Raw genomic sequence first — 23,790 nt, forward strand, 5'->3', positions numbered from 1 at the left:
AATAAACTTTTAAGAAGGAGTATTTTCTTAATCTAAACACAAAAAATAGACCCGTCTAGGCAGCGGGTCTATTCAAACTGGCGCTTATGCCGCTTTCTTCTGTTTCTGAATAAAGCGTCCTTTTGCTTTTGAAAAAGAACGAATATCAAATTGTTTGCTTAAGGCACCTGCAACAAAATAAGCCAAATTGAAATCGATCAAGCTATGGATCAAGCCACCGATCCCCATCAAAACGAACAAAAAATAGTAGAAATTGCCGTCGAATGAGGTTCCTGGTACATTTCCTGTGAAGTAAAAGGCGGCAACGACTGCCATTTCAACGGCAGAATGAATCAGTCCAATAATCAAGTTAAAGCTCTGAAATTTGATATTCAATAAAGAGGGTTTGCCATTTTTCAGTAAAATATCTGGGTGCTTCTGTAAATAGAAGGCACCGATGACTGCAAAAACAACATGGGACAATGCCCGTAAAGCAATGATTGGTGGCAGTGTTAAGAAAAAGCCAAAGGTTGTTCCTAAAGCTACCGCGATCGCCATCGCTGGTGAAAAGAACATCGCCACAAATACGGGAACGTGGCTAGCTAAAGTAAAGGATGCTGGTCCAATGACGATTTTGGGCATTACCATGGGAATGACGATCCCCATGCCGATCAACAATGCAGCGATCGTTAAATGGCGGATGGAATGATTTTTCATTTATACTCTCTCCTTCAATGTGTCATGACAGTTCTGTCTTGCTTATTCTACTGGTATTTCCACGAGGTGTCAAGACACAAAAAACGAATGTTTATTCAACATCCGTTTTGATAGAAGTTATTCTTTGCGCGCTTGCATTTCATTGCTTAATTTGGCAAATTCCGCTAACGACAGCGTTTCTCCACGACGTTTTGGATCGATCCCACTTGCTTCTAAACTGTCTGCCAACCACTGTTTGGTTGTTTCATCTTTTCCATAGCTATTTTGCAAATTGTTCCAAAGGGTTTTGCGACGCAGCTGAAAGGCTGCTTTCGTTAATTTGAAAAACTCTTTTTCATCGGTGACTGCGACTGCTGGTTGTGATCGACGCGTCAATTTCAAAATAGCCGAATCAACATTCGGTTGGGGCACAAAAACGGTTTTCGGGACGATGAATGCCAGTTTTGCTTCCATGTAGTATTGCACAGCGATCGACAACGAGCCATAGGCTTTAGTCCCGGGAACTGCTGAGATTCGATCTGCCACTTCTTTTTGCATCATCACGACCATTTCATCTACTTTTACCTGAGACTCTAAAAAGTGCATCATAATTGGCGTAGTGATGTAGTAGGGCAAATTTGCGACAACTTTTAATGAAGCAGCCGTATCGCTGAATGCTGACTGAATGGTCGTTGCCAGATCTGCTTGCAAGACATCTTGATGAATGATTTTCACATTTTGATATGGCTGCATTGTGTCGGCTAACACTGGGATCAACCGATCATCAATTTCAAACGCCAACACTTGCTTGGCATGTTTTGCCAACTGTTCGGTCAGCGCACCGATTCCAGGACCAACCTCAATGACGTTTGTCGTCTCGTCGATGCCTGCAGTCTCTACGATTTTCCGTAAAATATTCGGTTCTGTTAAGAAGTTTTGCCCTAAACTTTTTTTAAAGGTAAAGCCATGTTTCGCTAAAATCTCTTTGGTTCTTGAGGGGGTTGCTATATCCCGTTCTTCCTTCACAATTCTTCCTCCACTATTTTCATTGCTTCTGCCAACTCTGCATCGGTGATACGAAACATTGTCAGCCGCTTCTCTAATTGTTTGCCGTTCGTATAGCCGATGCGTAAAAGATCCCCCAACCGCTCTCGTTTCTCTTTCGCTCCAGCCCCTGCGATCAAGCCATACGCTAACAACTGTTGCCGATCAATGGTTCCCTCACTGACTTCATTTGAAGCAATCGGGGTTACGACTTTTCGCAAGGCTTCTTTCAACGCTTCATGGCTGGCGTGTTCCACGCCTAAACTGCCCTTGCTTTTCGGTGCTGCCTGGCTGCGCGGTAAAAAGGCATGCTTGGCATCAGGAACGACTTCCATAATGATTTTGCGGATCTTTTCTCCCGAAAAATCGGGATCGGTAAACACGATGACCCCTCGTGTCTCTTGGGCGTGCTCGATTTGATCAAGGATCGTGTCATCGATCGCCGAACCGATCGTCTCGATGGTATCTACATCGAACACTTCTTGCAGCCGACGGGTGTCGTCTTTGCCTTCGACGACAATGATTTCTTCGATTTTCGGTTTATTAGTCATTGATCCTAAACAAGCGATGGGCATTTTTTGTCGTGTAGGCCGCAACATCAGCCACCGCTTCTTGCCGCAGCTCCGCGATTTTATCCACTACATAATGAGTATAGCCCGGTTCATTGCGCTTGCCGCGATAAGGAACAGGGGCTAAATACGGCGCGTCAGTCTCAACGAGCAGCCGATCTTGTGGCACGACTTGCGCAGCTTCTTGTACCTCCGTCGCCTTTTTGAAGGTCACGACACCACTAAAGGAAATATACATTCCTAGGTCCAAGAACTTTTTCGCCCATTCGCCGTCCCCGCTAAAGCTGTGCATGATGCCGCCGATCGTTTGGACTTTTTCATCCTTTAAAATCGCATAGGTATCTTCTAAGGCTTCACGGGTATGAATACTGATGGGCAGCTGATGTTCACGGGCGATCGCCATTTGCCGACGAAAGACCTTTTCTTGAACTTCCTTCGGATCTTCCATCCAGTGATAGTCTAAACCGATTTCACCTAGGGCAACGACTTTTGGTTGTTCCAAGCGCTCTTGCAAATAGGTTTCCACTTGTGGGGTATAAGAACCAGCTTCGGTGGGATGCCAACCGATAATACTGTAAATGCCAGGATATTCTTTGCTTAATGCTAACGATTTTTCAATCGTTGGCTGATCGAAACCGACGACCGCCATCTCCGTTACTCCTAGTTCTTGCGCACGGGCGACCGTTTCGGGAATGTCTTCGTTAAACTGTTCTGCATTCAAATGTGTATGAGAATCAAAAATCATGAAATCTCCTCCTTAGTCCTTCTATACTCTAGCATATTTTGACGGTTTAAGAAACGAATCCTCTTCGCTTTTTTCATCAGTTTAAGAAAACTTTCAGCAAGCAAAAAAAATCCGCCCAAAGTTGGAGGACGCCGAAGTTGATTTTCTCTATACTGAGGGTAACGAAATCGTATGGAGGTGGAAATATGGAACGATCAAAAATTGATCCCGGCCGCTTTTTTTCTGGCCAAAAAGCAGCCACGAAAGGCACGTTAAAACATCAATATCATTACTATCGGCAGCAAAATGCCCATCAAGCATTCAACAGCGATTTTCAGAGAAATTTCCAGCATGATTTCCCGAATTTTGCTACCTGGCTAAAATTGCAGCAACAGACACCACAAAAGAATCAAACAGCGACTTTTTCTCACTGGTTATTGGTTGGTTTCTTCGGACTTTTGACAGCAGCAAGTTTTTCGCAACAGCTCTTATTCCTACTTTTTGTCTTTGTCTTAGCCGCTCTCGTCAAAGGACCTGGCATGATCGTATGGGGCATCGTATATTCCTTCTTAGTTAGTCTGTTCCCGCCATTGGGTATCGTTCTTTCTGGCTTATTTTTCTTACTGACCCTGCGTCAATTAACCAAAAACGTCACTTTCGTTTTGACTGCATTGTACTTTTACGGCTATCCCTTTGTCATCACTGCCCTCCAACATTTTACGAATTGGGACCCGCAATGGCTGTGGGTCGGCAGTATCGGTTTTGCCTTGATCAGTGGCCATTTTGTCTTAAAGCAAAACTATCCCTTTGCTTCAAGTAAAAGTCTCGCATGGGCGATCATCTCCGTCCCTTATGATTGTGTCATGGCTTTGATCCCCGTCAAACACAAAGCACGCTTTAAACGTTTGGTGAAAATCAAATAATTACGATCTAGGATACAAAAGTCGGCTATTGCCGCCCCTTTTGTATCTTTTTTTCATGGAAGAAACAAACGAAATACGATGGATATTTTTTGTTATTTTTGCTTTCGCATGATTGCTTTTTTTGTAAGAATCTACTATGCTAGAAACTAGCAAATCAAAAAAGGAGCCACGCCATGTACACCCTCATTCTTATTGCATTCCTCCTTACGGGCTTGCTAGTTTACTCCTTTATTATTGAACCGCATCTTCTCAAACAACGGCACTACCTCATAAAAAAAGACAAGCGCACCGTCTTAGATATTTCAAAGGCTTACGATCTTTATCAAGCAGAAAGCAATCTCGTGATCGCCCATATCAGCGACCTTCATTTTTCTCGTTGGTACAAACCACGGCGAATGAATCGCATCATTCGATCAACGATCCAAAACAAGCCGGATCTGATCATCATTACGGGGGATCTGATCGATAATTATAAAAAATGGCCGCATCGTTCAACCAAGCGACTGATCGAAAAGCTGAAAAAATTGCAAGCGCCTCTGGGTAAGATCGCAGTTATGGGGAACCATGACCATTTGAATGACGGGCATTACTTTGTTAAGGAAATATACCAGCATGCAGGGTTTACCTTACTTGATAATGAGTCGGTTTTTGGTTCTGATGACAAGACGTCGATGAATATTGTCGGTATCGATATAGAAAGTCCGAAAGTCAGTTTTACCTATGAAGCAACCTTAGCAGAGTGGCAGCTGCTTTTGCTCCATGAACCCGATTATGTTTCTCGGATCACCAATCTGCCAAACTACGACTTGATTCTTTCTGGCCATAGCCATGGCGGGCAGATTCGCTTGCCTTTTTATTACGCGAAAACAAAGGGCGCGTTGAAATATACCGATGGGCTCTACCTTTTAGGCAATGAGACCTTATTAAGTGTTTCCAGCGGGGTTGGTATGACCAAGATTCCCGCCCGACTCGGTGTCCCACCTGAGATCCTTTATTACCATTTAGAACCGCAACAGCAATTGAACGTTTCTTAACTGTTCATCGGTGCAATTGGGAAAAAATCAGCGACTCGTTTCAGCAAACGTTCGATTCGCTGATTTTCTTTTTGCGCCTACCGTGTTAAAATATACTAAATAAACACTTTTTAACAATTAGGAGGAACCAAAAAATGCTCATCTCGGGAACGCTTTGGTTTTTGATCGCCTTCTTCGCTTATACAGCCTATGTATACGGTCAGGGGTTGTACTTTCCTGTCATCGCTTTTCTTGCTGCTTTGATGGGCTGCGGATTTTATCTCTTTGCTTTTCTCCAGCACAAAAATACGACGAAAAAACATCCTTAGCCAGAACGAGCTAAGGATGTTTTTTGCATTATTGATTCAAGCCTTGATAAATCGTATCGAGATTCCATTTCATCATGTTATAGTAGCTGTCGCCTTCTTCTCCCGGCTCTGCAATCGAATCGGTAAAGACGGTTCCGAATATCGGAATACCTGCATCACGAGAAACACTTTGCATCGGACGAGTATTGACGCTGCTTTCGACAAATAAGGAAGCGACGGCTGAATTTTGCAGCTGATCCACTAAGTTCTTGATTTGCGCAGGGGTTCCTTCTTCTTCGGTATTGATTTCCCAGATATAGGCAGACGGTACACCGTAGGCTTTGGAGAAGTATTTGAAGGCTCCCTCACTGGTGACGATCAATTTCTTCTCTTCGGGAATCGATTGGAAGTTTTCCTTCGCTTGCTGATCCAGTTCTTCTAATGAAGCCAAGTAGCGTTCAAGGTTTTCTTCATAGAAAGAGCGATTGTCAGGATCCTTTTCGCTCAAGCGTTGAGCAATGTTGCGGGCATAGATCATACCGTTTTCTAGATTTAACCATGCATGAGGATCGGCTTTGCTGTGGTCTTCATCATCAGAAAGATAAAGCACATCCACGCCATCACTGACGGCAAAATAATCTTCATTTTCTACCTTATTGGCATTGTTCATCAATTTGGTAAACCAGCCATTGCCGCCAGTTTCTAGATTCAAGCCGTTGTAAAGGATAAGATCGGCATCGGTCGCTTTTCGAACATCTTCCACTAAAGGTTCATATTCATGGGGATCACGCCCCACTGGTACGATACTGTGAAGATCGATTCGATCACCGGCAATGTTTTCCGTAATATCAGCAATGATCGAATTGGTCGCTACTACTGAAAGTTTCCCTTCTGTTTGGGCCATCTGTCCGTTTTGCTGTGCCAAAAAGAAGCCACCAGCTACAGCTGCCGTTGCTAAAACCGCCGTCGCTGACCAGCGTTTGACTGGACTGGTCTTTTGTTTTGGTGAGAACAAGAAACCGATCACGAAAAAGGCTCCTGCGGTCAAAACGATACTTGATCCTGCGGCAATATTAAAGCTGTACCCGATAAACAAGCCGATAAATGAGGCGAAACCACCTAAAACCCCTGCGATGACCATCATATGCTTCAATTGTTTTGTATAAAGATAAGCCGTTGCTGCTGGAGTGACTAACAGAGCCACGATCAAGATCGTTCCGACGCTTTGCATCGCTGTCACTGAAACCAAAGTCAACAAGAACATCAATAAATAGTGATAGGCTTGCACTTTCATCCCAAAGGCCTTTGCCATCATCGGATCAAAAGACGTGATCAACAGTGGACGGAAGAAGAGGATGATCACTGCCAGCACAAGGATAGCGATAGCGATCGTCAGCCATTTGTCGCTGTCTTGCACCGCTAGCACATTCCCAAACAAAATGTGAAACAAATCAGTCGAACTATTTGCTACTCCAATCAAGATAACCCCTAAAGCTAGAAACGAACTAAAGGTGATACCGATCGCCGTATCGCTTTTGATCAGGCTGTTATTGGCGATATAGGTAATGATCATGGAAGCCAAGATCCCAAAGAAGATCGCCCCGACAAAAAAATGAACGCCGAAGATATAAGACAAGGCTACCCCTGGTAAGACCGCATGAGAGATTGCATCCCCCATCAAGGACATCCCTCGTAAGATAATAAAACAACCGATCACCCCTGCCACGATCCCGATCGCGACTGCCGTGATCAAGGCATTTTGCAAGAAATGATAGTTACTTAAACTCGTAAAAAAGCTTGTCAACATGTTAAACGCCTCCTTTCACGATAATCGCATCGCCAAATGTTTGCTTCAAATTGCTCTCGGTAAAGACTTCACTGACTGGTCCCGCAGCGATCAGGGTTTGATTGAGCAGAACCAAGTAATCAAAGTATTCGGTGATTTTCCCCAGATCATGGTGAACGATAAAAATCGTCTTGCCAGCATCTCGCAAGTTACGCAACAGGCCGACGATGATCGCTTCACTGGTGGCATCGATCCCTACAAAGGGCTCATCGAGGAAAATATAGTTGGCATCTTGCACCAACGTTCGAGCAATCAAGACCCGCTGAAACTGCCCGCCGGACAATTCCCCAATCTGACGTTCCGCAAAGGATTCCATTTCTACCGCTGCCAGAGCGGCTGTCACTTTCTGCCAATCGTTTGCCGACATCCTTTGGAACATGCCCATCTTAGGATACAAGCCTAAAGATACGACTTCTTTGACTGTGATCGGAAACGTGTAATCAACCGCGGTCTTTTGTTCGACATAGGCAATTTCCTTTTGAAAGTCTTTTAACGCTTTTTTGTCGACACTCATGTTCCCACTGGAAGGGATCAATTTCAACGCCGCTTTGATCAGCGTCGACTTCCCTGCCCCATTTGGACCAATGATCCCTACGATCGACGGTTTTTCTACTTGAAACGACAAATCCGAGATCACTTGATGATCGCCATCATAGGCTGCGGATATTTCTGAAAAAGTAATCATTATTTTCACTCCATTTCCATAGTTAAGGATAGTTTATTTATTTTTTAGGTAGACCTAACTTATTTTTATTATACAAGAAAGGATTGGTTTTGCAAGACAGTTCTCTTGATTTTTTTAAGAAACACCGCAGTTTCTTGGCAATGACTCTTGAAAACTAAGATTCTATCTTTATTTATTGAGTAAAAGTTGGTGCCCACAAACACGGATGCCATCAATTTCTTTCTATCCTTTGAGCGCAAAGCATTGGATTTATTCTTAATAAAAGAGATCATTCCTCGGCACCTCAGTGACGTACGTTTTTCAATAACAGAAGAGAGGCGAATCAAAGCCTCTTCGCTTTCTCCCTTTATGATTAATACCAAACAAATCAAAGAATCAACAATTCTTCTATTTCCATAAATTCACGAACTCACTCTCTTTTATGATGACCAAGAAACCCTTTCATCTCGACTAAAACGCTTTATAAATTAAACTTTTCTAATTATTATGTGATTTTTCGAACAAAAGCTAAAAATAACATGACAACTATGTTAGTCTTTGATTTGGAAAAAGTTTTAGGAGGAATAAAAACAATGAAGAAAATTTTCCAAACACTATTAGTCCTAACGTCGTTAGCAACTTTGAGTGCTTGTGGCGCTGATTCACAAACAAGCAGCAGCACAAGTACTGGTTCATCTGCTAATGAAGAAACAGATGCAACTTCAGCTGCATCTGGTCAAGAATACACAGACCCTAGCGAACTTGCAGACAGCTACGATGTCGTGATTGTCGGTGCGGGTGGCGCTGGAATGGCCGCTGCGATCCAAGCAAAGGAAGCTGGCGCAAACCCAGTTATTTTAGAAAAAATGCCAATTTCTGGTGGGAATACATTGAAATCTTCTGCAGGAATGAACGCTTCAGAAACCAAATTCCAAGAAGCAGAAGGCATTGAAGATTCAAACGATCTATTCTATGAAGAAACATTAGCTGGCGGTCACAACACCAATGATGAAGAATTGTTGCGCTACTTTGTGGATCATTCAGCAGAAGCGATCGATTGGTTAGATTCCATGGGTATCACTTTAGACAACTTAACAACGACTGGCGGGATGAGTGAAAAAAGAACGCACCGTCCATCTGATGGTTCCGCGGTTGGGGAATACTTAGTTGATGGCTTGATGCGCAACATCCATGAATTGGAAATCCCAATTTTTGTAAATGCCGATGTCAAAGAAATCAATGAAGAAGATGGTCAAGTCAACGGGGTGACCGTTGAAGTAGAAGGAAACGAACAAACCGTTGATGCCAAAGCAGTTGTCGTTACAACAGGCGGTTTCGGTGCCAATTTCGACATGATCACCGAGTACAAACCAGAATTGGCAGACTACGTGACAACGAACCAAGAGGGTTCGACTGGTGATGGAATCAAAATGATCGAAGCGTTAGGCGGACAAACGGTTGATTTAGAGCAAATCCAAATCCACCCAACAGTGGATCAGTCTAAATCACTGTTGATCACTGAAGCTGTCCGTGGAGAAGGCGCGATCTTGGTCAATCAAGAAGGCGAACGGTTCTTCAATGAAATGGAAACACGAGACAAAGTCTCTGAAGCGATTATTGCCCTACCTGAAAAATCGGCAACGTTAGTTTTTGATGCAGGTGTCAAAGAACGCGTAACAGCCATTGATTTTTACGAGCAACAAGGGTTAGTCAAATCCGCTGACACGATTGAAGAATTGGCAAAAGAATTGGACATGCCAGAAGCAGCGCTTGCTGAAACGATCGCTACCTGGAACAGCAGTGTAGCTGCTGGTGAAGACGAAGCCTTTGGACGCAGCACAGCAATGGACAACGATTTGTCAACAGGACCTTACTATGCCATTGCCATCGCTCCTGGTATCCACCACACGATGGGCGGCGTGAAGATCAACACCAACACAGAAGTGATCGCTACGGATAACGAGATCATTCCAGGTCTTTTTGCAGCCGGTGAAGTAACTGGTGGGTTGCATGGTGAAAACCGAATTGGCGGTAATGCCGTTGCCGATATCATCATCTTCGGACGCCAAGCAGGAACAAAAGCTGCCGAATTTGCGCAAGAAAATTAAAACACTCTCTATAAAAAAGAAGTACTTACGCTTTTCATCAGCGTTAGTACTTCTTTTTTCTCATATAATTGACACAATAGTTTTATTGATCTTATGCTGTCACTTTGATGATCTGCACCTCATAAGGCGCCAACTGAAGAAGTTGGTTTGTCGTTTTTCCTGTAAGCAAGTCGATTCCTGAAGTTGCTACCTCTACTTCTTGATTTTCTTCGGAAAAATTCATCACAAAATAATAGGTAGTCGGAGCGAGCTGCTCTTGCTGACTTTCTCTACTTTGAATCGACACGTTCGTTGAACCTTGGCTGACCCACTCATTTTGTAAGCGAAGCTGTTGTGTTACTTCTTGATAGAAGTCTTCCAAAAAGGCTTGATCCGTCCGTCCCCCGAGATAGTAGGCACTTCCTTCACCATAATCATTTACGGTCACTGCAGCTTGACCTTGATAAAAATCTGCACCGTACACCCCTAACGTTTGGGCGGTGTTTGTTTGGACAATACTACAATAATCATGAATTTGGTACTGCTGCTCCTTCATTAAAAGCAGATTTTTTTGTTTCGGATATAACGTATCGATTTCTTTCACAGACACACCAAACAGTTCTTCTAACTCTTGGGGCCAGCCCCCTAAATAGGTCAAGTCCGTTTCATTCACGATCCCCGTCAAATAAGTGGAAACCAGTGTCCCGCCATTTTTCGTATACTGTTGAAATTTTTTCATAGTTTCTTTTGGTAAGAGGTAAAGCATCGGAGCGATGATCAATTGGTAAGCATCAAAGTCATGGTCTTTCGTGATGACATCAACCGCGATGTCATGATCCCAAAAATAGCGATAATGCTCTTGCAACGTTTGTGGGTAGCGTTTGCTCTCCAAACCAAAACCTTGCGCATCATTGAGCGCCCAATTGTTATCCCAATCATAGATGATCGCCACTTTGGCTTTTTTGTGCAATCCTTTGATTTCTTTGATTTCTTCTAAGGCTTTCCCCACTTCTGCTACATCTTGAAAAACACGATTTTGCTCGTCGTTGTCATGGTCCACGACGGCCCCATGGAACTTCTCAGACGAGCCTCGAGATTTCCGCCATTGGAAATAAAGATTACTGTCTGAACCGTGAGCAATAAATTGCATAGAAGACAAAAGATGCATCCCGGGACGTTTCGTGCGATTGACTGGATGCCAATTCACACCACTAGGGGTTGATTCCATGATCAAAAATGGTTGCTTTTTCAAGCTACGATATTGATCATTGATAAACCCAACCTTACTTGCCAAATCAGCTGTCGTTCCCCAATCATTATGCCAAGCAGGATAACAGTCCCAACTAATGACATCCACATGCTGGGCAAATTTTCCATAATCAAGACTATAAAAGGGAATCAAATCACGGGTATCTGCCATGAAATTCGTTGTGATCGGCACATCTGGAGACAAACGACGAATGTCTTTGATCTCATGTTCATAGAAATCAATAGTCTGATCGGTTACAAAACGATGCCAGTCTAGATTTAGTCCATGAACTTGCATTTCGCCGATCGGTGAAGGAGATTCGATTTGCGACCAATCGGTGATGGTATGGCTCCAGAACGGTCCCCACCAGGCCTCATTCAAGGCTGCTAGCGTTTGGTACTTCTGCTTGACCCACTGACGAAAGTTTTCTTGGCAAATAGGACAATGACAATCTCCAGAATACTCATTGGAAATATGCCACATCAATAGTGCTGGGTGATCGTGGTAGCGTTCAGCTAATTTCCGATTGATGATCGCCACTTTCTCACGATAGATTGGCGAAGAAAAGCAGTGATTGTGTCGCCCACCGTGTAACATTTTTTCCCGTTTTTCATTGGTCCGGAGAACTTCAGGGTATGCTTTAGACAACCAGGCAGGACGCGCGCCGCTTGGCGTCGCTAAAATGACGTTACTGTTTCGTTCGGCAAGCTCATCCATGATTTTGTCTAACCATTCAAATTGAAACACCCCTTCTGCTGGCTCTAAGGCACTCCAAGCAAAAATACCAAGGGAAAATGTATTAGCATGAGCTTTTTCCATTAGTTCTAAATCTTTGGCTAAGATCTCGGGATAATTTAGCCACTGGTCAGGATTATAATCCCCACCATGTAAAAAGCGTTCTTCTAAGTTATATCTTGTCATCTTCTCTTCCTATCCTTTTGTGCCGCCAGCGGTCAAACCGGAGACAAAATGTTTTTGTAATGCAATAAAGACGAGCGCGATCGGAATACTGATCAAAATGGCCCCTGCCGCAAAAGTCGTATAGCTGGCACCCATTTTATCCGTGACTAATTTGTATAACCCGATGGGTAATGTATAGTACTCAGGATTACGTAAAATCACTGAAGACAGGGCAAAGTCTCCCAGTGGTCCGGTGAAACCATTCATGGCAACCACTGCCAGCATTGGTCGAGATAATGGAATCAAAATTTGCCAGAATATTCGCGTATTGCTTGCGCCATCTATCTTGGCACTCTCGTCTAAATCTAACGGGATCGAGTCAAAATATCCTTTCAATAAGTACGTGTTCATGGGAATCTGACCCCCAACGTAAATCAAGATCAGCAACCAATGACTATTGATCAAGCCGAGCATTTGCGCCAGTACAAAAATTGCGATCAAGGCAGAGAACTGCGGGATCATTTGTAGTAGTAAGAACAGCATCAATCCATTTTTACGGCCTGTAAAACGAAACCGTGAAAAGGAATAAGCCGTCATGGAGACAAAGATCAGTGACAGGAACATAGTGCATACACTGATTTTCAATGAATTCAAATACCATTGACTATAATATAGCGAGTTGTCGCCAGCAAACAATTTCGTGTAGTGACTTAATGTCGGACTCGTCGGAATCAGACTCGTACTTATTAAACTGTTCCCAGGATTAAAACTAGCACCGATCGTCCATAGTAAAGGGTAGACGATCACCACTACCGTAAAAATCAGTACGAGATATGTCAAGGATAGGCGGACAAATTTTTGTTTTTTCATACTTGCTGCCTTCATGTTATCCAACCTCCTTGAATGAATTTGTTCGACGGAATTGCCATAAAGCAATCGCGATTACGACGATCGATAAGAGAATCGTCAATGCTGCTGCTAGTGCATATTGACTATTTTGCATCGTGAGCTTATAGATCCATGAAACCAAAATATCGGTACCACCAGCGGTCGAACCAGGAACTGCCGGCCCACCAGAATTAAACAGATAAATGATATTGAAATTGTTGAAGTTAAACGTATATTGCGTAATCAAAATTGGTGCCATTGCATAAAGCAGTAATGGCAATGTGATTCGTCGGAATTTTTGCATAGCTGAAGCACCATCGATGGTCGCCGCCTCATACAAATCATCAGGAATGGATTGCAGCGTCCCTGTAGTCACGATAAAAATATACGGAAAGCCTAGCCAGCCTTGAATCAGTAACAAAGCTAAACGGGTCCAATTCGCACTCGTTAGCCAAGGAATCGGTGAAATCTGGAAGAAATTCAAAATCGTATTATTGATCGCACCAAAGGAATCATTGAACATTCCTGAAAATACCAAGATCGTAACAAATCCCGGAACTGCCCATGGGAGGATCAAAATCGTTCGAAAGAACTTTTTGAATCGTAGTTCTTTTTGATGCACCAGCACCGCTAAAAATATTCCGATAGAAACTTGTAACGTTGAGGCGATCAAGGTCCAGATAACTGTCCAGCCTAGAACATTGAAGAAGGTACTACGCCAAATATCGACAGTAAAAATCTTCTTAAAGGTCTCTAATCCCACCCAATCTGCTAAATTGGCAGGTGCAGAATGATACAGATCATAGTTCGTAAAAGCTAACGCGATACTAAAGAGAATCGGAAAAATAACAGAAAACACGAGTAAGAAAAATGCTGGGCTACTCATTAAATAAGGATAGCCTTCTCTTAATAGTGCCTGGTAGCTTTCACGGATAGAGTTGACTGGTAGCTCATTGTCTCTTAATTCGCCGTTTTTATAGGCATCACGGATGTTTAAATAATAGAACAACAGACCAAAACCGATGACGATCAAGGCAACTAATCCTTCTGCTAATAAAAAGATGGAATTGTCTCTCGGCACTTCCACGCCTAATGTCACGATGCCCCAAAGTCCCATATTAAATAAATCTTTAAAGACGACAAGATACATAGCAAAAAAGAAGAAAAATAAAGCGCCTTTGATTTTTTGCCGATTATAAAATTGACCGAATCCTGGTATTATCGAGAATAGCATTGCTCGTTTTGCATACGACTGCGTGTTTTTCACATTTTCGCCCCCTGTAAGAAAAAGCCGCTGACAAACGTTTCGTTCGGCATTACTTGATTCCTAGTGCTGAATCACCATCCGAAACGTTTGTCCTCGTAACGACTTTTTAGTTTTGAATTGCTGCAATGGCTGATTTGATCTGATCGACTGCCTGTGGTAGAGCTGTTTTCGGTTCAGCCTTTCCAGTAGCAATGGTTTGCAATGCGGCATCCATTGGTTCCCATACTGAATTCATTTCAGTGATCCCTGGTGTTAGTTCTGCGTGTTGGGACTGAGCGGCGATGGCTGCAGCACTTTCACTTTCTTGAACTGATGGATCATCTGCCAAAGAAGCAACCGCTGGTACTTCTTGTGTTTTTTCATAACGGACTTTTGAATTCTCCTCATTGCTGATAAATTTCACGAACGCTTCAGCTAATTCAGGGTTTTGGGAATAGCTACTTACGTTGTAGCTTTTGACACCGATAAAGGAGCCCATATGTTCACCATTCCCTAATAATGGCAATTCTTTCACACCATAGTCGATGCCCGCTTCTTTATAAGGAGACAAGTTCCATGGTCCCGAGACGACAGCTGCAGCTTTTCCTTCCGTAAATAAAGAGTCCAACACATTGATTCCTTGTTCACCGACCAATCCGGATGGAAAAACACCTGCATCATAAAACTGTTGGATATAGTCCGCTCCTTCGATCGCACCTTCATTAGCTAATCCAATATCTTCAGGGTCATAGGATCCATCGGCATTCTCGCCAAAAACATAACCGCCATAACCGCTCAATACACCTTGTGCGTAATAAATTTGATCCCATAATGCCAGTAACCCATAACTGTCAGCACCTAAGACAGACTTGGAATACTCCAGCCACTCATCCGTTGTCTGTGGCAAGTCTTCTTCGGAAATTAGTTCTTTGTTATAATACAAAATTTGTGTTTCAACCGCTTTTGGTAAGCCGTAAACTTTGCCGTCAACGATTTGCGATTGCATTGCTGATTCTGTATACAGATCTTGTAGCGTTTGATCGACTGTTAATTCTTTCAACAACCCTTCGGTAACGGCTGTACCGATTTGATCGCCAGGAATCGTGATGACATCCGCACCTGTACCAGCGGGGCCATCCAATCGTAAATCTTCGATCTGTCCACCATAGGCTTTTTCGACCACTTTGATCGTCACATCGTGTTCTTCTTCAAATTGTTTGACTGCCTCTTCAATCCCAGTTGATTTTGCTTGGTCTTCCCAGACCAATAGATCATAGTCCTTACCGCTGCCACTATTTGCTGCAGTACTATCTGTCCCTTCGCTTTGTGGACCGCAAGCACCTAATCCTAAAGCTGCTACACTTAAAAAAAGAACTCGAGACATTTTTTTCATCATCATTTCTCCACCTTTTCTTTATTTTGCAAACGCTATCTTCTCGTTTATAATAAATTATTTTACTTAATATGTAAATAGTTTTACTAAATTAATTTCTTCAATGGAGTAAATAAACGGATAAAATCAAGGTTTATCACACAAATATTTTTTTCGAAATACCTCTATGTTACAAACTTCCACTATTCAGTAAATATATTTAGTAAATTCATTTACTTAGTAAAGTTGTTAGCGTATACTAGAAGAAAGAGGTGAAGAAGATTGGTTACAATAAAAAAAATTGCCGAGCAATCAGGCTTTTCACAAGCGACTGTTTCCCGATTATTGAAAGGCGACGAATCGTTGTCGATCGCAGCCGATACGCGTCAAAAAATTATTCATACCGCTTTATCACTAGGTTATGATCGCTCAAAAATAAAAACAACACTAGAAAAAATCGCCGTCCTTTTCTGGCTGACAGAACAAGAAGAGCTTCAAGATGTCTATTTTCGACAATTGCGAATCTCTTTAGAAAAATATGCGAAAATCAACAATTTGGAAATTCAACTGATCACCCATGAAGATGATGTTTTAGAAACATTGCAAGAGGTCGCGGGGTTTATTGGGATTGGCTCTTTCACTGAGAAAGAAACGCAGCAGTTCAAATCCGTTTGCCCCTATGGTGTCCTTTTGGAAATCAACCCCTGTCCAGAGCTGTTCGATACGGTCAAACCCGATACTGATCGAATGACGCAACTGGCGATCGATCTGTTTTTAACAAAAGGATACCGAAAGATCGGCTTTATTGGTGGCGCTTATCTAAATCCTGATACTCAACGTGCAGAAATGGATAGTCGCGAGATCATCTTCCGTCAAACGCTGGCTCGTCGAGATGCGTTCGATGAGGCGTTCTTATTTAGTGGTGGCAATTTTTCCGTTGAAACCGGCTATCGTTTGGCGAAAAAAATGGTGGAATCCCTTGGTGACAATTTGCCAGAGGCGCTCTTTGTGGCTTCTGACACCGTCGCAGTTGGTGTGCTCCAAGCGTTAAATGAACGATCTATCATCATTCCTGATCGCTTGGAATTAATCAGTATCAATGACAATGAGATCGCAAAATTTGTGGCTCCCCCACTAACAACGTTTAACATCGATGTGGAGGAAATCGCCAAAACCGCGATCGATTTGCTGGTGGATCAGATCGTTCATCCTCGAGCGATCACCAAAACAGTCCTTTTAGGGGCTGAACTCATCGAGCGAAAAAGCTTTACGCAAGCTTAAAAAACGCCCCTAGAAAGTTAGAAAAAGCTAACTTCCTAGGGGCATTTCATTGTCTAAATCGAAAAAAGCATTCTTTCGTTTTTCACATCTCTTTCGCTACAGCATACACAAGATGCGGCATGTCCACTTGTCGATAGTGTTTAACAAAGCGATCCACCAGCTTCATTCCATTGCGCAATGCCACATTTATGGAGGCTTGATTGGTCTCACGAATGATCGAATAAACAATGGCGGCATTCAGCGTTGCAAACGCATAGTCTTTACAGGCCTGGGCGGCTTCTGTGGCGAACCCATGATGCCAGAAGTTCTTTTGAAACAAGTACCCAATTTCTAAAACGGCTTCTCCCTTGACGTCTTGCCATGTCAACCCGCATTGACCGATCGCTTGCCCGGATGCTTTCTCAATCACTAGCCACAAGCCAATGTGATCGTTTTGATAGTGTTGCAGCTGTTTGTCGATCCAACCAGTGACTTCTTGCTCACTGAAGGGTCCTTCATAGGCAATCATAACTTCTGGATCTTGCAAAATCTTTTCAATCGCTGGTCGATCGTCATGACTCATTTCTCGCAGCACTAATCGCTTAGTTTCAATTAGTGGTTCCATGGTGGTTGCGCTCCTTCCTATTCCATTCGGTTTCTTTTCAAAAAATACCAACTTGCTGCCCATGCGGTGATGGGTAAAATAATCACCGCTGCCAGACCCGTGATCAAACAAACGACCAATTCTGAGACGAACGCCTTCGAATTGATCATTTCACCAAAGGAGATCGACAAATCTTGAAACCACGCAATCAAGGCCAGATTACTTCCCATAAAGGCAAACAATAAGGTATTGATCGTCGAGGACAATACGTCTGATACTACTGTCATACTACTTTTACTTAATGCCTTGATCGAGACTTGCGGGTTTGCTTGAAAAAGTTCATAGGTCGCAGTGCTGATTGCCATACTCCCATCTGCCACCGCCCCCGAAAAACTCATCAAAATGATCGCAGTCATCAATGTCTTAAAATCGATGGCTACATCAAAGGAATACATCGCCAACTCATCCAGTTCCTCTGCCGAAAACCCATGCAGATTCATTGCAGCGAGCACAAGCGGAAATAATAGTAGAAAAAGCCCTAGAAAGACCAACACACAGACAAAGGCAATTTTGGTTTTCTGATTGACGCCATTCACGAAAAACAAGGTGATCGCCGCCACGGCTAAAAAGGCAACACAAGCCGCTGGTATGATCGGTGCCCCTCGGTCAATCAGGACCAGAAGCGCTAGAAAGACAGCCACATTCATAAACAGACCAGTGACTTGAAACAGCCCTTCGATCCGAAAAACAGCGAAAGTCAGCAAGAGAAAAAGCAAGATCAACACAAACAAAACAGTCATTTTGCTTTCCTCCTATGCACTTCAAAACATAGAAGCGTCAACGGTACCGATAAAACCAACGCAAAGCCGCCGCATACTGTACGCACTATTTCTAAAGAAAGATGCATCGGCAATGCTTGCGAAAGCAGCCAGCCATTGGCTAGGTAAAACAATAGCGCTGGCATACTCCCACTTAAATAGGCAAACAACAAGACATTGATCATCGAAGAAGTCGTATCTTGCGCGATGGACCGACCGATCGCTAATCGTTCCTTGCGGCTCGTCTGGGGATTGATGCGTTGGATCTCATCTAAACTGGCAATCAGCATGACGATATTGTCCATGCTGGCACCAATCGCGCCAATCAGCAGACTCCCTAGATAGACACTGCGATACGGACGGGTCAGAAACGACATTTCTTCATAGCGCAACCCATGATCTTGCAAAAGATCCATGGCGAACCGACAGAGAAAAAACGCCAAGAGAACGCTGGCTAAGGAGGCAATGATTTTGCGGCTGTCGATCGTACGAAAGCCATAGGAAATCCCCATCGTCAAAACCAACGAGACGATCGTAAAAACGATCATCAAAAAGACCAATGAAAAGGAGCTGTTGCCTTTGTGAAACCAAAGAAAAAGGAGCAGCAAGCCAGTATTCACAAAGATACTAAGCAAAGCCCGTAAGCCCTTTTTGCCACCAATTGCGACTACTGCCATCAGGAATAAGGCAAGGAAGAAAAAGAGATACCCATCCCGTTTTTGTGCTTGTACCTGCCAGCCATCCCCTTCTTTTTGCAAAAGCAGCTGTTGTCCGTTCTGATACAACGGATGAATCGCACCGTTGGGGGTGTATTGCGTAGTGACTGTCCGCAGTGCCCCAGCTTCTTCTCCGTTGCGAAGGATCCCTTGAATCTGCTGCTGGTCGGCGGTGACTTGAACCGTTTGTACTTCTATGATCGGCTGTGTATAAAAGCGACTGCTTTGGGTTTGGATCAGCCAGCTCAAGACCAGCAAGCTAACAAAGGCCGCTAGATAATAATACTTTTTCAAGACCGTCTCCTTTCTTTTTCAGCAAAAAAAGACTTAGACAAACCACCAGTCCTACGACCAATCACCTTGTGAGGCTGGCTGACTGGTCGAAATGGTTACTGTGTTGGCGATACTAACTGCTTTGCTAGTCGCCTGCTTTGTCAAAGTCCTTTTAATTGCTCGTTTTGCTTACACGACATTTTGCGCTGTACCTGCTTTAAAGCCGCTTAAGTTCGCCACAGCGATCCCCATCAAACGACGTCGGGTTTCGACTGGCGCCCAAGCGATATGCGGCGTCAAATAGCAATTTGGTGCTTGCAACAAGGGATTGTCCGCTGCAATCGGTTCTTTCGAGACGACATCTGCCGCCAAGGCTGCGATCTGCCCGGTTTTCAGCGCTTCAGCAACTGCCGCTTCATCGATCAAGCCGCCACGGGCGGTATTGATCAGGATCGCAGAAGATTTCATTTGTGCCAATGCGGTGCGATCGATCATTTTTTCTGTCTCAGGAAACTGCGGAACATGAAGGCTGATGATATCTGCTTCTTGATACAATTCCGCCAGCGAAACTTGTTTTGCCCAATCCGCTTGTGCTGGTTTTGGTCGATGATTAAAGTAGATCACCTTCAACTGAAACGCATGAGCGATCGTGGCAACGGCTTGAGCAATCGCACCATATCCAATCAGCCCAATCGTTTTGCCTGCCAATTCCATCAATGGTGTCTGCCAATAAGAAAAATCTTTGCTGATTTGCCAGTCGCCCTGATGCACGGAACGATTATGGTGTCCCACTTGATTCGTCACTTCCAGCAGCAAAGCAAAGGTCGCTTGTGCCACTGCATTGGTACTGTAGCTAGGAATATTGGTCACGGTGATTCCCTGTTCCTTCGCTGCTGCCAAATCAACGACATTGTATCCAGTTGCCAAGACCCCAATGTAGGTCAATTGCGGACATGCTTTGAGCACATCTGCGGTGATCGGCGTTTTATTTGTCAAAATTGCTTCGGCATCGCCGATTCGCTCAATAATTTCTTGTTTATCTGTATACGAGGTACGATCATACACCGTCACCTCTCCTAATTCTTCAAACCCTTGCCAAGACAAATCTCCTGGATTCAACGCATAGCCATCAAGTACAACGATCTTCATTCTTTCGCTCCTCTCGCTTTTCCTTTTGCTTTTCCATAAAAAACGGGAATTCCTAGTAGCGTCACGCCAATTCCCACGACTGCTAACCACGTATCAGTGATCAAGGTCATAATCAAGATAAAACAGCCACCTAAGATCGCAATCAAGGGAATGATTGGATAGAAGGGAACTTTATACGGACGCTTCATCTGCGGTTCTGTTTTTCGCAAACGAAAAACTCCTACAAATAATAATACACTAAAGAACCACATAACAAAAACCAGCATATCGGTCAAGAGATCAAAGGTGCCTAAAAGCATCATGATACACGCGATCCCTAATTGTAAAAAAGCCGCCGCATAGGGTGCATTGGTGGTTTTACTTAAAGTGGCAAAGGTCTTGCTGAAAGGAATCTCATCTTCCAACGCCATGGCATATGGGACCCGCAAGCCAGTCATTGTATAGCCGTTCAATGCGCCATACACAGAGATCAGGATACCGATCGTGACCAGTTTTCCGCCAAAGCTGCCAAACAAGGCCATCGCAGTTTCTGAAGCACTGTTCAAATTACCAGCGATTTGATCGATCGGCAATGTTTTTAAAAAGGCAACATTGATCAACACATACACCAAGGTAACAAAACTCAACCCAAAGATGATGGCTTTTGGTAAATCTTTTTCGGGTCGCTTCATTTCCCCAGCGACATTACCGACTCCCATCCAGCCGTCATAAGCAAAAAGGGTTGCTAAGAGGGCACTACTGATGCCAGCTGCAAGCGATCCTTGAGTATTGGAAGAAAAATCCACCAATGAGACCGATACTTGCCCTGGTGTCAACAGGCCCGCCACGATGATCACCGCAATCGGAATCAGCTTGACTGCTAACGTGACGGACTGGACTTGAGCAGCGGCTTTTGTTCCCAAAAGATTGATCAAGGTCACACTCGTTCCGGTCAAAATCGATAAAGGAAGCAAATAATTGCTGGGTAGATGAAATAAGTTCAAACACTGGGTCGCAAAAATAATACTTAAAGCCGCCACGTTTGCTGGAAAGTAAATGATACTTTGTGCCCAGCCTAATAAAAAGGAGGGTAATTTCCCATAAATTCTTTCAATATATCGAATGGGTCCGCCAGTCTCAGGAATCGCCGTCGCTAACTCCGCCACCGTCAAACCGCCGCAAATCGTTAGAAAGCCGGCAAGCAGCCAGACCAACAAGGTCAAACCGGTGGATTGGGTCTGCTGGACCACAGCCGCTGCTTTGAAAAACACGCCGGCGCCGATCACCGTTCCCATTACTGTCGATAATGCCCCAAAAAAACTGATTTCTTTTTTCAATTGACTTTTCACAACATCACTTCCTTTTTAAATGAATAAGTCAAAGTATAGCGGATAGAAACTATCTTGACTAGAGGAATTTCAGAAAACAAAAAGCAAATACCATGAAAAGACGGCATTTGCTCCAAAATTTTTTTATTCTTTTGTGGATTCTTGAAAAACCAGCAACGGAAGCTGTCGTTTTTTGTGCATTTGTTGAACCAAATAAATTCCTGCCAGCAAGATGATCGGGAAAACGATCGCCCCTAGAATCCCAACCTGCAACTGTTGTCCCGTCCATTCGACGATACTGCCGACGACAGCGGGTCCGATTGAACACCCTAAATCTCCTGCTAATGCCAAATAAGCAAATAGCGCCGTTCCGCCGTTGCGAATGTATTGCGCAGAAAGACTAAAGACCCCTGGCCACATGATCCCTACGGCAAAACCGCTTAAGCCGCAGCCAAGGAACCCGATCAATGGCAATGAAGCAAAGCCGATCATCATATACGCCAGTAGGCAAAGCAAAACACTCAAAAACATAAAGCGTTTCAAATCGATGCGTTCCCCAAACTTGCCGTAAAGCAAGCGGGAGATCCCCATCATCAAGGCAAAAACCATTGGCCCTGCTAAATCGCCTAGCGTCTTACTAACGCCTAAGCCCTGTTCGGCAAAGGTCGATGCCCATTGGCTGACTGCTTGTTCGCTGGCTCCAGCACAGACCATCATCACCAGAAACAGCCAAAAGCTTTTCAAGGAAAAGAGCTGCCGAGTGGTCAACCCTCGTTCTCCTTCGGCAACGATTGGCGCCAACGGGACTTTGGTAAAGAAAAACAAATTGACCAACGGGATCAGTGCCCAGATGATCGCCAAAATCGGCCACTGTTGAATACCGAACACCATGAAGAACGCCGTTGAGAACAAAACGACCCCCACGTACCCCCAGCAATAAAACGAGTGCAGCATGCTCATCGTTTTTTCCTTATGTTCCGTTGGACAGGCTTCAACGATGGGACTGACTAAGACTTCCAGCAAGCCACCGCCAATGGCATACAACAAAACCGCTGCTAACAATCCGCTAAACGGGGTCGAAAACCATAAGGGAAAAACGGCTAGACCAATCAAGCCGATCGCTGCAAAAAAATGCGCGGCTACGATCGACACTCGATAGCCGATGCGGTCTACAAAAAAGATTGCTGCAAAATCGACGGCTAACTGGGTCAAAAAGTTAAAACTAACCAGCAAAGTAATCTGGCTGATCGGTAGCTGGTATTGGCTTTGAAAGGTCAAAAATAATAAGGGGGCAAAATTATTGATGACAGCTTGAACGATGTACCCTACAAAGCAAGCCGCAATCGTCGAACGATAACTTTTCATTTTCACTTCTCCTTTACTCGTCTTATCAGTATACCAAGTCCAATAAGACAGTAACCATGGAGAAAACACTTTTTTTACCCAGAGAATCTTAAGGAAATCAGGATTTTTCTTCCTTCAGATAATTCCCTTAAATGGAAGCAGCAAAAAAGCTGTCCTCACAGACAGCTTTTTCCGACTTATTCTCAAGGCTAGGCGTTTTTCTTCCGAGCAGCGATGGTTTTCATGGTCGCTTCAAAGATTGGGCCAATAAAGACGATACACAAGAGAGTACCTAACCCAACACTGGCGCCTAGCGCAAAACCGATCAAGACCATGGCTGCATCCAAGCCGATACGGATCGTTTTTTGCGTCAATTTGCTTCGTTTGTAGATCAAGGCAGTCAAGGCTTCTAACGCCGCTGATCCCTTGTTGGAAGAAACGTAGATACCAGCGCCGATCCCAAATAAGATCGGTGCTGCGAAAATAGCGATCCAAGGATAAAAAGGCAAATGAATCGATACTTTGTCCATCACTGGTTCAAAGATCCCAATCAACAGGCCTAAGCCAATCCCATTGATAAAACTGCCAATGCCTAATTCGGCACGATCAAAGACTGCAACGATCAACAAAACAATAATATTAAAACACAAACTGGCAATCCAAAAAGGGACATCGACGAAATTCAAAATTCCTAGTAAAAACGTACTGATCGTATCATAACCTTGATGGGCGGTGATCAATAAGGAAATGGCCAACGCAATCAGCCCGGTACCTATCAAAACTTGTGCAAATTTTTTGGTTTCTTTCACAA

The 23,790-nt window shown here is 43.8% G+C and carries 22 protein-coding genes; 5 read left to right on the forward strand and 17 right to left on the reverse strand.

Annotation, left to right across the window (positions count from 1 at the left end; all coding sequences use genetic code 11):
* Positions 1-84 precede the first annotated feature (84 nt).
* The 4 genes from P0G38_RS11895 to P0G38_RS11910 form a co-directional block, all read right to left on the reverse strand.
* Positions 85-696: a hypothetical protein gene (locus tag P0G38_RS11895; protein ID WP_167826808.1), complete on the reverse strand. Its 612-nt coding sequence runs from the start codon at positions 694-696 to the stop codon at positions 85-87.
* A gap of 117 nt (positions 697-813) precedes the next feature.
* Positions 814-1,701, reverse strand: a complete 888-nt coding sequence (gene rsmA, locus P0G38_RS11900; protein ID WP_074535027.1) for a 16S rRNA (adenine(1518)-N(6)/adenine(1519)-N(6))-dimethyltransferase RsmA — start codon at positions 1,699-1,701, stop codon at positions 814-816.
* On the reverse strand, positions 1,698-2,270 hold the full coding sequence (gene rnmV / locus P0G38_RS11905) for a ribonuclease M5 (RefSeq protein ID WP_016608225.1): 573 nt from the start codon (positions 2,268-2,270) through the stop codon (positions 1,698-1,700). Before rnmV ends, rsmA begins: the two co-directional genes overlap by 4 nt.
* Positions 2,263-3,033: a TatD family hydrolase gene (locus tag P0G38_RS11910; protein ID WP_005225534.1), complete on the reverse strand. Its 771-nt coding sequence runs from the start codon at positions 3,031-3,033 to the stop codon at positions 2,263-2,265. The genes rnmV and P0G38_RS11910 overlap by 8 nt, the downstream gene beginning before the upstream one ends.
* 185 nt (positions 3,034-3,218) lie before the next feature.
* On the opposite strand from P0G38_RS11910, the gene P0G38_RS11915 reads away from it, so the two are divergent.
* The 3 genes from P0G38_RS11915 (at position 3,219) to P0G38_RS11925 (ending at position 5,277) form a co-directional block, all read left to right on the forward strand.
* Complete coding sequence (locus P0G38_RS11915; protein WP_015509323.1) at positions 3,219-3,935, forward strand: hypothetical protein; 717 nt, start codon at positions 3,219-3,221, stop codon at positions 3,933-3,935.
* 173 nt (positions 3,936-4,108) lie between these two features.
* A complete protein-coding gene (locus P0G38_RS11920) occupies positions 4,109-4,969 on the forward strand; it encodes a metallophosphoesterase (protein ID WP_015509322.1) in 861 nt (286 codons plus the stop codon).
* A 134-nt stretch (positions 4,970-5,103) separates the two neighbouring features.
* Entirely contained in the window at positions 5,104-5,277 is a 174-nt protein-coding gene (locus P0G38_RS11925) for a hypothetical protein (RefSeq protein WP_010747796.1), read from the forward strand.
* A gap of 28 nt (positions 5,278-5,305) precedes the next feature.
* Here P0G38_RS11925 and P0G38_RS11930 read toward each other — a convergent pair whose 3' ends face one another.
* Together P0G38_RS11930 and P0G38_RS11935 are read right to left on the reverse strand one after the other, a co-directional pair.
* The gene (locus P0G38_RS11930; RefSeq protein WP_005225531.1) at positions 5,306-7,063 is read right to left on the reverse strand and encodes a metal ABC transporter permease subunit; all 1,758 of its coding nucleotides are present in this window, start codon (positions 7,061-7,063) and stop codon (positions 5,306-5,308) included.
* A 1-nt stretch (position 7,064) separates the two neighbouring features.
* The gene (locus P0G38_RS11935; RefSeq protein ID WP_010747795.1) at positions 7,065-7,787 is read right to left on the reverse strand and encodes a metal ABC transporter ATP-binding protein; all 723 of its coding nucleotides are present in this window, start codon (positions 7,785-7,787) and stop codon (positions 7,065-7,067) included.
* Positions 7,788-8,359: 572 nt separating this feature from the next.
* Between P0G38_RS11935 and P0G38_RS11940 the strand changes: the two genes are divergently transcribed.
* Positions 8,360-9,874, forward strand: a complete 1,515-nt coding sequence (locus P0G38_RS11940) for a flavocytochrome c (protein WP_074535024.1) — start codon at positions 8,360-8,362, stop codon at positions 9,872-9,874.
* Between the two features lie 91 nt (positions 9,875-9,965).
* On the opposite strand, the gene P0G38_RS11945 is transcribed toward P0G38_RS11940, so the two are convergent.
* From P0G38_RS11945 to P0G38_RS11960, 4 genes are all read right to left on the reverse strand, one after another.
* Entirely contained in the window at positions 9,966-12,023 is a 2,058-nt protein-coding gene (locus P0G38_RS11945) for a beta-galactosidase (RefSeq protein WP_074535023.1), read from the reverse strand.
* 9 nt (positions 12,024-12,032) lie between these two features.
* Entirely contained in the window at positions 12,033-12,887 is an 855-nt protein-coding gene (locus P0G38_RS11950; protein ID WP_016621567.1) for a galactooligosaccharide ABC transporter permease GanQ, read from the reverse strand.
* A 1-nt stretch (position 12,888) separates the two neighbouring features.
* Positions 12,889-14,124, reverse strand: coding sequence for a galactooligosaccharide ABC transporter permease GanP (locus P0G38_RS11955; RefSeq protein WP_016613570.1), 1,236 nt, complete (start codon positions 14,122-14,124; stop codon positions 12,889-12,891).
* A gap of 139 nt (positions 14,125-14,263) precedes the next feature.
* Complete coding sequence (locus tag P0G38_RS11960) at positions 14,264-15,535, reverse strand: galactooligosaccharide ABC transporter substrate-binding protein GanS (RefSeq protein ID WP_081343845.1); 1,272 nt, start codon at positions 15,533-15,535, stop codon at positions 14,264-14,266.
* Positions 15,536-15,790: 255 nt separating this feature from the next.
* Between P0G38_RS11960 and P0G38_RS11965 the strand changes: the two genes are divergently transcribed.
* Positions 15,791-16,789, forward strand: a complete 999-nt coding sequence (locus P0G38_RS11965) for a LacI family DNA-binding transcriptional regulator (RefSeq protein ID WP_016621569.1) — start codon at positions 15,791-15,793, stop codon at positions 16,787-16,789.
* Between the two features lie 82 nt (positions 16,790-16,871).
* Here the strand turns inward: P0G38_RS11965 and P0G38_RS11970 are convergent, their stop codons facing one another.
* From P0G38_RS11970 to P0G38_RS12000, 7 genes are all read right to left on the reverse strand, one after another.
* Positions 16,872-17,393: a GNAT family N-acetyltransferase gene (locus tag P0G38_RS11970; protein WP_074535022.1), complete on the reverse strand. Its 522-nt coding sequence runs from the start codon at positions 17,391-17,393 to the stop codon at positions 16,872-16,874.
* 17 nt (positions 17,394-17,410) lie between these two features.
* Positions 17,411-18,172, reverse strand: coding sequence for a YibE/F family protein (locus P0G38_RS11975; protein ID WP_074535021.1), 762 nt, complete (start codon positions 18,170-18,172; stop codon positions 17,411-17,413).
* On the reverse strand, positions 18,169-19,200 hold the full coding sequence (locus tag P0G38_RS11980; RefSeq protein WP_074535020.1) for a YibE/F family protein: 1,032 nt from the start codon (positions 19,198-19,200) through the stop codon (positions 18,169-18,171). Before P0G38_RS11980 ends, P0G38_RS11975 begins: the two co-directional genes overlap by 4 nt.
* 168 nt (positions 19,201-19,368) lie before the next feature.
* Positions 19,369-20,328: a D-2-hydroxyacid dehydrogenase gene (locus tag P0G38_RS11985; RefSeq protein WP_074535019.1), complete on the reverse strand. Its 960-nt coding sequence runs from the start codon at positions 20,326-20,328 to the stop codon at positions 19,369-19,371.
* Positions 20,325-21,656, reverse strand: a complete 1,332-nt coding sequence (locus P0G38_RS11990; protein ID WP_010747783.1) for an APC family permease — start codon at positions 21,654-21,656, stop codon at positions 20,325-20,327. The genes P0G38_RS11985 and P0G38_RS11990 overlap by 4 nt, the downstream gene beginning before the upstream one ends.
* A gap of 123 nt (positions 21,657-21,779) precedes the next feature.
* Entirely contained in the window at positions 21,780-23,000 is a 1,221-nt protein-coding gene (locus tag P0G38_RS11995; protein ID WP_074535018.1) for an MFS transporter, read from the reverse strand.
* A gap of 188 nt (positions 23,001-23,188) precedes the next feature.
* Entirely contained in the window at positions 23,189-23,788 is a 600-nt protein-coding gene (locus P0G38_RS12000; protein ID WP_005225521.1) for a YczE/YyaS/YitT family protein, read from the reverse strand.
* Between the last annotated feature and the right edge of the window lie 2 nt (positions 23,789-23,790).

The sequence above is a fragment of the Enterococcus casseliflavus genome, from assembly GCF_029215545.1.
Taxonomy (GTDB): domain Bacteria; phylum Bacillota; class Bacilli; order Lactobacillales; family Enterococcaceae; genus Enterococcus_D; species Enterococcus_D casseliflavus.